General features: G+C 59.6%; 7 protein-coding genes, 1 tRNA gene and 1 rRNA gene. 6 read left to right on the top strand and 3 right to left on the bottom strand.

What is annotated here, in order from left to right; genetic code table 11:
* Positions 1-141 precede the first annotated feature (141 nt).
* A tRNA-Val gene (locus WS51_RS10950) sits at positions 142-218 on the bottom strand.
* Between the two features lie 752 nt (positions 219-970).
* Here WS51_RS10950 and WS51_RS10945 point away from each other — a divergent pair.
* Genes WS51_RS10945 through WS51_RS10935 form a run of 3 tightly spaced genes read left to right on the top strand, consistent with a single transcriptional unit; the run spans position 971 to position 6360 of the window.
* A complete protein-coding gene (locus WS51_RS10945; RefSeq protein WP_069229198.1) occupies positions 971-3745 on the top strand; it encodes a type VI secretion system Vgr family protein in 2775 nt (924 codons plus the stop codon).
* Positions 3742-5235 carry a hypothetical protein gene (locus WS51_RS10940; protein ID WP_060259810.1) on the top strand — a complete coding sequence of 498 codons (1494 nt, stop codon included), beginning with the start codon at positions 3742-3744 and terminating at the stop codon, positions 5233-5235. The genes WS51_RS10945 and WS51_RS10940 overlap by 4 nt, the downstream gene beginning before the upstream one ends.
* A gap of 51 nt (positions 5236-5286) precedes the next feature.
* Positions 5287-6360 carry an Imm72 family immunity protein gene (locus WS51_RS10935; protein ID WP_069229197.1) on the top strand — a complete coding sequence of 358 codons (1074 nt, stop codon included), beginning with the start codon at positions 5287-5289 and terminating at the stop codon, positions 6358-6360.
* Positions 6361-6697: 337 nt separating this feature from the next.
* Here WS51_RS10935 and WS51_RS10930 read toward each other — a convergent pair whose 3' ends face one another.
* Positions 6698-7459 (bottom strand): anti-sigma factor family protein, encoded by a 762-nt coding sequence (locus tag WS51_RS10930; protein ID WP_059450698.1) that lies wholly within the window; start codon positions 7457-7459, stop codon positions 6698-6700.
* A complete protein-coding gene (locus tag WS51_RS10925) occupies positions 7456-7974 on the bottom strand; it encodes a sigma-70 family RNA polymerase sigma factor (protein ID WP_059450697.1) in 519 nt (172 codons plus the stop codon). The genes WS51_RS10930 and WS51_RS10925 overlap by 4 nt, the downstream gene beginning before the upstream one ends.
* 157 nt (positions 7975-8131) lie before the next feature.
* On the opposite strand from WS51_RS10925, the gene WS51_RS10920 reads away from it, so the two are divergent.
* The 3 genes from WS51_RS10920 (at position 8132) to WS51_RS10910 (ending at position 11848) form a co-directional block, all read left to right on the top strand.
* Complete coding sequence (locus WS51_RS10920) at positions 8132-9217, top strand: catalase family peroxidase (protein ID WP_069229196.1); 1086 nt, start codon at positions 8132-8134, stop codon at positions 9215-9217.
* The gene (locus WS51_RS10915) at positions 9214-9744 is read left to right on the top strand and encodes a cytochrome b (protein ID WP_059771438.1); all 531 of its coding nucleotides are present in this window, start codon (positions 9214-9216) and stop codon (positions 9742-9744) included. The genes WS51_RS10920 and WS51_RS10915 overlap by 4 nt, the downstream gene beginning before the upstream one ends.
* A gap of 571 nt (positions 9745-10315) precedes the next feature.
* Positions 10316-11848: ribosomal RNA gene (locus WS51_RS10910) — 16S ribosomal RNA — on the top strand.
* Positions 11849-12035: the final 187 nt, after the last annotated feature.

Raw genomic sequence — 12035 nt, 5'->3', positions numbered from 1 at the left:
GCGAAGCATCGCGTGAATGCATGTATGACTTCGGCCGCAAAAAGAAAAACGCCACGCGATGTTGCCGCGTGGCGTTTGTATGTTGGCGAGCCGGATTGCCTGTAGGCAATGCGCGCTGCCGGACCCCTTCATTTTGTTCGTTGGTAGGCTCGATTGGATTCGAACCAACGACCCCCACCATGTCAAGGTGGTGCTCTAACCAACTGAGCTACGAGCCTAAGAAGCCGCGAATTATAGAGAGGGTTTTTGAGGAGCACAAGCCCCTTCGTGAAAATTTTTTGAATTGGATGTGTTCGTCGCTGACGATCGATGTTGCCTGGCGATGCCGGCCACCTCGGGTTCGTTACTTCGCATCACAGCAAAACGTGTCGGTGTGCTGTGATGTTATCCACATCGCCCTCTGGATAACCGTCCCGCAAGCCTCTGGATTCACAGTGGAACGATTGAGGATATGTCGGCGCGGCTGTGAATCGACGAAAAGTTGTTCTGTGCTGCACAGAGTTTTGCGTGTGCATCGCGCGCGGTTATGCATTCCGTTTCGCGGTGTAGATTCAGGATGTTACGGAGGTTATCCACTGTGAGGCGCGGCGCTTGTTAACTATCACTACGTATGTATACGAACACTGTTAACACCTTTGGATAAGCACAGTCCGGCGACTGTGATGCGGGCCGAAAACACACTGCGTGCAGTGGATGACTCAAGGAAGGCCTGAGCCTGTGACGACCTCCACCACGCGTATCTGCAGAAACGCAGCGGTTCAGAAGCATTGCGGGTGCAACGGCGAGCGATTCAGTGTGAAGTTCGATCCCGACGAGTCGTACCTTATCGGTCCCACGGCCGCCGAGCTCAAAATTCTCAACCATCCTTGGCAGCGGTGATTAATAGCAAAACAGCGATACACCTGTAAAATCGCGCGCAACTGCATGACAGACACCATCCGAGGGTGCTGAAATAAAAAAGGGCTGCATCATGAACATGCCGGATATCGGCGCCGCGCTTCGCGGCGGCTTGCTTCAGCAGGACCGTTTGCTCAAGTTGGATACGCCGCTCGGCACCAATGTGCTGACCGTGCAACGCGCCGTTGGCCGATCGCGTATCGGCCGCGACTATTCGTTCACGCTCGACGTGATATCCAGCGACGACGGCCTCGAGCTCAAGAAGCTGATCGCGCAACCAGCGACGCTCTGGATTCAGCAGGCGGACAATTCCTATCGACCGGTCAATGGCTACGTGTACACCGCACGTCGACTTGGAACGAATGGAGGCCTGACTACCTATCAACTGGAACTGCACGCGTGGATGCACGTGCTCCGGTTTCGGCGGGACGAGAAGATCTGGATCGACAAGAGCGCCGAAGACATCATTTCCGATGTTCTGGACATGCACCTGGAAGCGCGTGGAAGATTCCGCTTCGCATTGTCGCAACCGTTGCCGAACCGGTCGTTCACGCGACAGAGTGAAACCGACTGGAACCTCGTGCATCGATTGATGGAAGATGAGGGTCTCTACTGCGCGTGGCAACAGGCCGACGACGGCAAGTCGCACACGCTCGTGATCACCGACAATCTGCAGACGTTCGCGCCGTTGTCGCCGGAGATCGTGCGGTTCTATCGCGGCGGCGCGGCCGGTGAAGCTGACGCGTTCACCCAATGGTCAGGTACGCGCACGCTGCAGAGCGTGTCTTTGACGACTCGTACGTTCGATTACAAGAACCCGGCGCAGGCGGCAAATCCGAAAGGCACATCGGTGCCGACGATGGGGGGCCAAGGCGAATTGCCGGACCAGCTCGAGGTCTACGAGTACACGGGCGGCTATACATATGCGGACCAGTCGCGCGGCGATCACCTGTCGAAGATTCGGATGGAAGGATGGGAGTCGCAGGCAAAGCGCTTCTTCGGGTCCGGCGGCGTGCGCGGTATCGATGCGGGCCGGCGTTTCACGCTTGCGGACCACCCCGAACACGATCGCGATCCCACCGATCAACGGGAATTCGTTGCGATCGAGGTCCAGTGGTGGATCGAGAACAATCTCCCGGTTCCCGGCACTGATTCGGATTTCCCGCACAGTCTGGCGCGCGTGCTGGACCAGACACGCGTTCGATACGAAAACACGCCAGGGTTGCAGGTACCGCATAACGATGGTGCAGTCGGCTTCTATCTCGTTGAAGTCGAAGCGCAGCGCGCCAGTGTCCCGTATCGCAGCTCGTTCGAGCATCACAAGCCTGAAATGCACCTCGAGACGGCGATCGTCGTCGGGCCGCAGGGCGAGGAAGTCTATGCCGACGAGCTGAACCGGATTCGCGTGCAGTTCGTGTGGGATCGCCTGAACCCGGGCAACGAGAACGCGTCGTGCTGGGTGCGCGTCGTGCAGTCGGATACCGGCGCGGGCTACGGCGGCGTGCATGTGCCGCGCATCGGCGAGGAAGTGCTGATCGACTACGTGGGCGGCGATTGCGATCGGCCGCTCGCGGTCGGGCGCGTGTACAACGGTGCGAACCAGCCGCAGTGGCATAGCGACGGCATTCTCTCCGGCTACCGGTCGAAAGAATATTCGGGCAGCGGCTACAACCACCTCGTGATGGACGACGCAACCGGGCAGAGCCGCGTGCAGCTGATGAGCAGCAGCGCGAACAGCCTGTTGCATCTCGGTTACCTCATCGATCAGAACGGCAATGCGCGCGGGTCGTATCTCGGCAGCGGCTTCGATCTGCGGTCGGATGCGTATGGCGCGGTGCGGGCGAGCCAGGGCCTGTACGTGACCACCCATCCGAAGGCGCCGAACAGCCAGCCGCTGGACGTGAAGGAAGCGCAGCAGCAGCTCGTGACGGGTGAGAGTCTCGTCGAGGCGATGTCGGGCGTGAGCGAGCAGCATCAGGCGGAAAGCCTGAAGGATGCGCAGGACACGATGCGCGCGTTCACCGACGCGACGCAGGACAGCGCGTCAGGCAACGCATCCGGCGGGCGCACGGCGGGTGGCGGCACGGGCAGCGCGAATGCGTTCAAGGAACCGGTGATGCTGTTCGGCAGCCCGTCGGGGATCGGGATGTCGACGCGGCAATCGCTGCACATGGTCGCGAACGATCACGTGAACGTGGCGAGCGGACAGAGCGTGCACGTCGCGACGGGCAAGTCGCTGATCGGCAGCATCGGTCAGAAGCTGAGCCTGTTCGTGCAGAACGCGGGGATGAAGCTGTTCGCGGGCAAGGGCAAGGTCGAGATCCAGGCGCAGTCGGACAACGTCGAAGTCACCGCGCAGAAGTCGGTGAAGGTTGTGTCCGCAACCGATCGGATCGAGATCGCGGCCGACCAGGGGATTCTGCTGACGAGCGGGGGTGCGTATATCCGGATCAAGGACGGGAACGTCGAAGTTCATGCGCCCGGCAAGGTCGACATCAAGGGCGCGTCGCATACGTTCGCGGGGCCGGCGAGCATGGAGTATCCGTTGCCGGCGATGCCGACCTCCACACACGCAGCGGCGCTGAAATACCTGTACCACGACGACGAGCCAGTCCACGGAGCAAAGTATGTTGCGACGCTGCCCGACGGCTCCACGCGCGAGGGCGTGCTCGATTCGCAGGGCCGGATGCATCTGGAGAACGTGCCGGCCGGCGCCATCAAGGTTGAACTCGGACCGGATGCGCGTGACTATGCGCGCAAGAACCAGACAAAGAATCCGGACTTCAAGAGCGGATCACTTTCCGACAGCGATATTGATGCATTGATCCAGAAGCACCAAGGGGCATGACCGTGAGCTGGAGTCTTGACGATTTCAAAAAAACTTCGATGGAAGTTGGGCGCTGGTGCTGGGGAACGATGCAGGGAGCGTTCAACGAAAAGCAGACGATCAGTCAGATCTTGACGGATGCTGCGATAGGCATGATTCCCGTCCTCGGCGATGTGACGGCCGTGCGCGATTTGCTGGCCGTAAGCATTGGAATGAGCACCGATCCACGTAAGCGGGAGGAGGTTTCCGAGTGGATTTTGCTCGTTGTTCTCGTGTTCGCGCTGATTCCGGTGTATGGCGGCGTCATCAAGGGTGTGGGGCGATTGGCTTTGCGTGCCACCGGCGATGTTGCGAAGGACCAAAAGCTGCTGGTCGAGGTGGTGCATTATCTGAACCGGATCGGCTATGGTGATGCGCTCCGGTGGTTGCGTTCCCTGCATGTGAAGAAATATCAGGCACAAATCCTCGAAAGACTGAAAGCCTTCTGCGAGAACATGCATCGCGTGATCGATAAGGTGCTGAATACGCATGTAGGCCAGATGTTGCCGAATCCGTGGCAAGTGCAGCTCCAGACGGTTGCCGGCGGATTTGACGAGTTGCCTCGCATGGCCGACAGGATGGTTCCTAAAGCGCTCGACGAGCTTGAGAACAAGATTCGTGTGCTCCAGAACACCGCGTATGACGGAGAGAAGCGGTCGATTACGACGGGCGGCAAGCCGAAAGTCGAGCGCGAATCGGAGGCCGTGCTGGAAGAGAAAGTCCGGGTGCGAAAGTTGCCGCAGGGAAAGTATCGGGCAAACCCGGCACTCGTCGAGAACGAGCGCATGATTGCTGCATTACGGGCGAAATACGACGCTTGGATTGCGAAGGGATGGCCGGACCTTTTCCGCAGGAAGGATCCTATGGCGGTTTTTTCGGGCAAAGAGGCGTACTCCGCAATTGCATCGTTTCATGGCGCGATCGCGGCGTGGGACGCCGCGAAACTCGCCGGGAAAAAGGTATTTCGAGTATTTGGTAATGCTGGCGAGATTGGCGGGGAGTCGTTTGCGGGTGGCATGTACTGGGGCGTCGGTAAGATTCCGGAGACGGCGGAAGAGTGGCGTGAGTTTTGTGCGGTCCTCGATAGATTCAATGCCAACGGTTACATGACCGTTGCACATCTGCCCGACAATCTTGCTTCTCTATGGCCCGAGGCCAAGCTGTGGATGGGAAAAGTTGCCGAGCAGTTCGACACAGAGGCGGGACGTCTCCAATACTTGGAAGGAGGAGGCGACCAGTTGTTCGGCAGCTTTGGCCCCGGCATCAACGAAGCGATCAAAGAGATCGGTGAAGAAATGAAGAAGGGCAGGCTAGGGGACTTCTATGAGAAGGAAGTCAATGGCGTCCTCTTCAAGTTCTACAAGACGAACTGGGAAAATGTGGAAAAGCTGTTCGGTTATGGAAAGATCGCGGAAGATGCCGGTGCCGCATCGACCAGGAAGTTGGCTCACGATGAAGTTCGCAACAAATGATGCCCAATAATTTCTGGACCGGATACGTCTACTGAGCAGGTGGGCAGAGTGATGAACAAATACGATATGCATGACGACGTCACACGTCGCAAAGTGTTCTGGTTGCTTCAGCGCCTAACAAGTTGGTCGCTCTGGAAAACCAAATACGATGCCTTCAAGATATTCGCGGACGCGTACGAGGTCGCGATCAAGACATGGTCGCCAAGCGACCCGGACGTGATGGAGGCTGACCATCTCAAGACAATTTTCGAGATCCTGAGCGACTATGACAAGGGCCTCGCAGAACTCAGAAAGGGACACCGCTTCGTATGGCGTGCAGGCCAAGCGCTAGAGGAGATGGTCCGCAAGTTCAACGATCTGGGACGCTTCTTCTATCGCAATCCGAAATACTGGGAGCGAGGCCAGACCGCTCCTTACCCGCCCAAAGTCGATGCGCTTTATCAACTGATGCGTGCATCTCAATTTCAGATGGATTACGCCCCGTTGGAGGTGTGGTCCGATGAAAACGTCGCAAGCTTGGAGTGGCCGAGTTCACTGCTGGATCCTGCGCATTACGATCACGGCTTCTATACGCTCGACTATCCCGTGTTTCCCGCAGACTTGCCGGAGGTGCCCGATCCGGCCGGTCCGGTGGTTCGGTCTGGACAGATAGTGCCGTGCGACGGCATTTGGGAGCCGGTCACCATTGAACAAAGTCGTATTTCCGGCACTATCCCGGTTGATGCCAAGTTGTTTCGAAATAACGGATGCTTCAATTATTTCGTTGCAGAAGTGGTCGCCCCCGGTTTTGCGGACGTTGACGTTGACACGTTCGACGTAACGTTCAGACCCACACATTGGCGTTTGCTGTGGGAAGACACCCGATACAGGGACGGCATCGTGCCTGACGAATCGCAGTATTTCCTGGCGCGCGAACAAGAGCCGACACCATTGACGCCTGACAGTGTGGCGCCTGTTCGTACGGGAGACGTCTGTCCGGTTTCAGGAGAGTGGCACACAGACGAGTATGGAGGAAAGACGATCCGCGTCGACCGTGGTGCCGCAATGCCGGACATGCTGGTCAAGGACAATGTGGGATCGCTGAAGGTGCACTGGGTGACGTGGCGGTTAATCAAGGTCCTGTAGTCGGTAATCGATGCGAACACATCGATAGAGGCACTGCCGGCCGGCCCGGCGTGATATTCGAGCATCCCGACAAGCGACTGCAAGTCGAGTCGTTGATAGCTATGTGAATTACGTTCGCGGAAAACACCCCGAACTCTGTGATATTCGAGCCGAAGAATGCACGCCAATGCACGAACACGTCGAGACGAACATACAACGTGTGGATAACACTCGAAAAAATGGATCCAAACGCTGTGGGCTCGGAACGGTGAGCGTGAACCCTCGGGGTCGGTGGAGTCGCATCGGCGCTACCGTAGGCGGCGCGTAACGGCCACGCACGACCCGGCACACCGCCCAATCAAATCTGCTGATCGAGCGCCTGCACGACGGCCTGTTCCCCGACCTTGTCCACCGGCCCGACCACCGCATAATTGAGCCCGTTCACCGACCCATACCGCGCGAGCAGCGCGCCATCCACGCGTTGCCCGGCCGGCAGCAGCCGATGTTTCGATTCCGCCGGCCGGAGATAGAAGCTCAGCGTTCGCCCGGCATCGTCCTCATAGAGCACCATCGCGGCAGTAGCGCCACTGTCCGTCGTAAACAACCGCCCGCCAACCGGCCTGAACCCGGCCGCACTCAAATCCGGCAGCCTCGCCGATGCTCCCACGCGTCGGGTGAGCCACCCTTGCAAATCGCCCGCACCCGTCGGCCGGTAATCGACCTTTGCGGTTTGATCGACCACCATCATCCGATAAGCCTCGACCGCATCGCTCATCGGCGCGATGGGCGGCGGCGCGTTCCACCCGCGCGCCTGCCAGCCGCCGAGCGTCCCGAGCCCGATACAGAACACGAACGAAGCGGCCATCGCGAACCGCATTCGCGAGCGCTCGGTGCGCTTCGCCCGAATCGCCGCCGGATCGAGCGCAGGATTCTCACCAGGCATCCGCACGCTTTCCAGCGCGGCCCGCAATCGCTGCGCATCCAGCTGCCATTGCTTCACCTGTTCCGCGCTCTCCGGATGCAGCGCGAGATATCGCTCGACAGCGGCGCGCGCATCGTCGTCGAGCTGGCCGTCGACATAGGCCTGGAGATCGTGTTCGTCGGGGCGGAGCGTATTCATTTCATCAAGCGAAGAGAAGGAGCGGGAAGCTCGCCGTCGCTGAGCCGGCGCAGTGCCTGACGCGCGCGGGAGAGTCGCGACATCACGGTGCCGATCGGCACGTCGAGCAGCTCGGCGACTTCCTGGTACGTGAAGCCCTCGACCGCGACGAGCAGCAGCAGGCTGCGCTGTTCGTCGGAAAGCCGGCCGAACGCTTCGAGCGTCGCGCGTGCGGCCACCTCGCGTTCGGCGGACGGCCAGTGCGCTTCGTCGTCGTCGCGAATGCGGCCGAGCAACCATGCGTAGCGCTTCGCGCTGCGTTTGCCGTCGAGGAACTGCCGGTAAAGGATCGTGAACAGCCAGCTGCGCAGCGATGCATCGTCGCGTCGGCTTGCCCAGCGCGACAGCGCGCGCTCGAGCGTCGACTGCACGAGATCGTCGGCCGCATGGACATCGCGCGCCAGCCAGAGCGCGAAGCGGCGCAGCCGGGGGATGAGTTCGCGCAATGCGTCGTCGTCGGGGGCGTTGGAGGGCATGGCCGGGGCGCGAGCCGATAAGCGTGGAGATGCTGCGTAGGACGCCGGTCGGCGCCGCTTATTCCGTCAGCATACGAAAAATTTCTTGATGGAATAAAGCGGCGCGGGTGGCGTCCTACACGCGTTCGACAATGATCTGATGATCGGGAGTGCATCCATGAAGCAATCTTCTTCTTCGCCGCCGCGCGAGCCAGGGCGCGGGTGGTGGCGCTGGGCGGTGATCGGCGGCGCGGTGGCCGGCGTGGCCGTGGCTTTCGGGTATGTGGGCGGCTGGCTGGCGCCGGCGCGTCTGACCCCGCACCGGCTCGTCGACGCGCTGCAGACGGCCGGCGGCGAGCATCCGGGCTTCCGGCGCAATCACGCGAAGGGCGTGTGCGTGACCGGTTACTTCGAGGGCAGCGGCGCGGCGAGCGCGTATTCGGTCGCGCCGTTCTTCAAGGCGGTGCGCACGCCGGTAGTCGGGCGCTTCGCGCTGCCGGGCGGCAATCCGTATGCGCCCGACAGCAGCGTGCCGATCCGCAGCCTCGCGCTGAAGCTCACCGCGCCGGACGGCCAGCAATGGCGGACCGGGATGAATGCGATGCCCGTGTTTCCGGTGGCGACGCCGAAGGCGTTCTACGCGCAGTTATTGGCGACCCGGCCGGATCCGGCAACGGGCAAGCCCGATCCGGAGAAGGTGAAGGCGTTTTTCGGCGCGCATCCGGAGACGGCTGCGTTCCGCGCGTGGGTGAAGGGTGCGAAGCCGAGCGCGAGCTACGTCACCGAAAGCTATTACGGATTGAATGCGTTCTACTTCGTCGACGCGGCCGGCAAGCGTCAGGCGGTGCGGTGGCGCGTCGTGCCGGAGCAGACGACGGGCGCCGGCGACGTCGCAACGGCCGCGGATCCGAACGTGCTGCAGCAGGACCTGACGCGGCGCATCGCGGACGGTGCGCAGAAATGGAAACTGCTGGTCACGCTGGCGGAGCCGGGCGACCCGGTGGACGACGCGACGAAGACCTGGCCCGCGCAGCGGACGACGATCGACGCCGGCACGCTCGTGCTCGATCGCGTGGAGCCGCAGGACAGCGGGCCGTGCCGCGACGTGAATTACGACCCGACGGTGTTGCCGCAGGGAATACAGGTGTCGGGCGATCCGTTGCTGGCGGCGCGGTCCGCGGCTTATGCGGATTCGTATCTGCGCCGGACGAGTGAGGAGGCCGGCGTGGCCGGTGCGGCGCGACTGAGTGCGGAGGGACGATGATGAAGGCGACGACGTTTAGCTTGCCGGCGAGGCTGCTGCATTGGGTGATGGCCGCGATGATTGTCGCGATGCTGTTCATCGGAGTGGGGATGGTGGCGTCGGTTTCCGGGCGGCACGATTTCCTGGTGGCGTTGCACAAGCCGCTGGGGATTGCCGTGCTGGTGCTCGTTTGCGTGCGGATCGTGGTGCGGTTCGTGTCGAAGCCGCCTGCGTTGCCCGAGGATCTGCCGTGGTGGCAGAAAGTTGCCGCGCATGGGTCGCATCTCGTGCTGTACGCGCTGATGCTCGCAATGCCGCTGATCGGATGGGCGATGTTGTCGGCAGGCGGGTATCCGGTGACGCTGGGTGGCGGTGTGCAGTTGCCGGCGCTGGTCTCGGCCGATCCGGTGGCGTTTGCTTGGCTGCGGGTCGCGCATCGCGTGCTGGCGTATCTATTCTTCCTGACGTTCCTCGCACACTTCGCGGCGGCGCTGTATCACGGGCTGATTCGGCGCGACGGGGTGGTGAGGGCGATGGTGGGGCGGTGAGCGACGGAGGTTGCATTCGAGACGGCGGGGCTGTTGACGGGCGACCGAGGCTAATCCCGCCGTGTCTTTATGTATGACCACCAGGAGGGTTCAGTAGCCTTCCTCGCAGCATGTCAAAATATTTTCACAAAAGGCTTGCGCAGACCGGGGCAGATGCTTAGAATCTCGCCTCTTTCGCGCTAACGGAAACACGGCGCGGGGGAAGAAGGGAAGCGGTGCGGTAGAGGGCGGTTGTAGCGGCCCTTGGCGCACACGGAATTAAACCGCAGCCCGTCGCAACGAAGTAGTTAAAAAGTTGTTGACGAGTTTTAAAAAGTGGTTAATAATTCCACTTCTCTGCTGCTGAAAACGCAGCGCTGCTGAGAAACTCCAGGTTTCCCGCAGAAATGCTCTTTAAAAATTAACAGCCGATAAGTGTGGGCGCTTGATGGTGGCGAGCTGATCTTCGGATCAGATAGCAAAAGTATCAAGAGTCTCACACTAAAGTAAGTCAGGTTTATGAAGTGATTCATATTCCTGTCAGCTTTGAGTGAGCGACCGGTTCGAAAGAACCGAAAACAGTAACAGGTTTGAACTGAAGAGTTTGATCCTGGCTCAGATTGAACGCTGGCGGCATGCCTTACACATGCAAGTCGAACGGCAGCACGGGTGCTTGCACCTGGTGGCGAGTGGCGAACGGGTGAGTAGTACATCGGAACATGTCCTGTAGTGGGGGATAGCCCGGCGAAAGCCGGATTAATACCGCATACGATCCACGGATGAAAGCGGGGGACCTTCGGGCCTCGCGCTATAGGGTTGGCCGATGGCTGATTAGCTAGTTGGTGGGGTAAAGGCCTACCAAGGCGACGATCAGTAGCTGGTCTGAGAGGACGACCAGCCACACTGGGACTGAGACACGGCCCAGACTCCTACGGGAGGCAGCAGTGGGGAATTTTGGACAATGGGCGAAAGCCTGATCCAGCAATGCCGCGTGTGTGAAGAAGGCCTTCGGGTTGTAAAGCACTTTTGTCCGGAAAGAAATCCTTGGTCCTAATATGGCCGGGGGATGACGGTACCGGAAGAATAAGCACCGGCTAACTACGTGCCAGCAGCCGCGGTAATACGTAGGGTGCAAGCGTTAATCGGAATTACTGGGCGTAAAGCGTGCGCAGGCGGTTTGCTAAGACCGATGTGAAATCCCCGGGCTCAACCTGGGAACTGCATTGGTGACTGGCAGGCTAGAGTATGGCAGAGGGGGGTAGAATTCCACGTGTAGCAGTGAAATGCGTAGAGATGTGGAGGAATACCGATGGCGAAGGCAGCCCCCTGGGCCAATACTGACGCTCATGCACGAAAGCGTGGGGAGCAAACAGGATTAGATACCCTGGTAGTCCACGCCCTAAACGATGTCAACTAGTTGTTGGGGATTCATTTCCTTAGTAACGTAGCTAACGCGTGAAGTTGACCGCCTGGGGAGTACGGTCGCAAGATTAAAACTCAAAGGAATTGACGGGGACCCGCACAAGCGGTGGATGATGTGGATTAATTCGATGCAACGCGAAAAACCTTACCTACCCTTGACATGGTCGGAATCCTGCTGAGAGGCGGGAGTGCTCGAAAGAGAACCGGCGCACAGGTGCTGCATGGCTGTCGTCAGCTCGTGTCGTGAGATGTTGGGTTAAGTCCCGCAACGAGCGCAACCCTTGTCCTTAGTTGCTACGCAAGAGCACTCTAAGGAGACTGCCGGTGACAAACCGGAGGAAGGTGGGGATGACGTCAAGTCCTCATGGCCCTTATGGGTAGGGCTTCACACGTCATACAATGGTCGGAACAGAGGGTTGCCAACCCGCGAGGGGGAGCTAATCCCAGAAAACCGATCGTAGTCCGGATTGCACTCTGCAACTCGAGTGCATGAAGCTGGAATCGCTAGTAATCGCGGATCAGCATGCCGCGGTGAATACGTTCCCGGGTCTTGTACACACCGCCCGTCACACCATGGGAGTGGGTTTTACCAGAAGTGGCTAGTCTAACCGCAAGGAGGACGGTCACCACGGTAGGATTCATGACTGGGGTGAAGTCGTAACAAGGTAGCCGTATCGGAAGGTGCGGCTGGATCACCTCCTTTCCAGAGCTATCTCGCAAAGTTGAGCGCTCACGCTTATCGGCTGTTGATAAAGACAGAAAGACTGTCTGTTAGCGGTTTAATCGGTTATAAAGCCGGCCGCTTTCGATAATCCTCAATGACAAACATTCGAATGAAGTTTGGTTCGAGTTTTTCTCATTGGCGATTGAGCCAGTCAGAGCGGTACGAA

Source organism: Burkholderia territorii (assembly GCF_001718335.1).
Lineage (GTDB): Bacteria > Pseudomonadota > Gammaproteobacteria > Burkholderiales > Burkholderiaceae > Burkholderia > Burkholderia territorii.
Note: the sequence above shows the minus strand (reverse complement) of the source record. Positions and strands in the feature narration are given on the sequence as shown.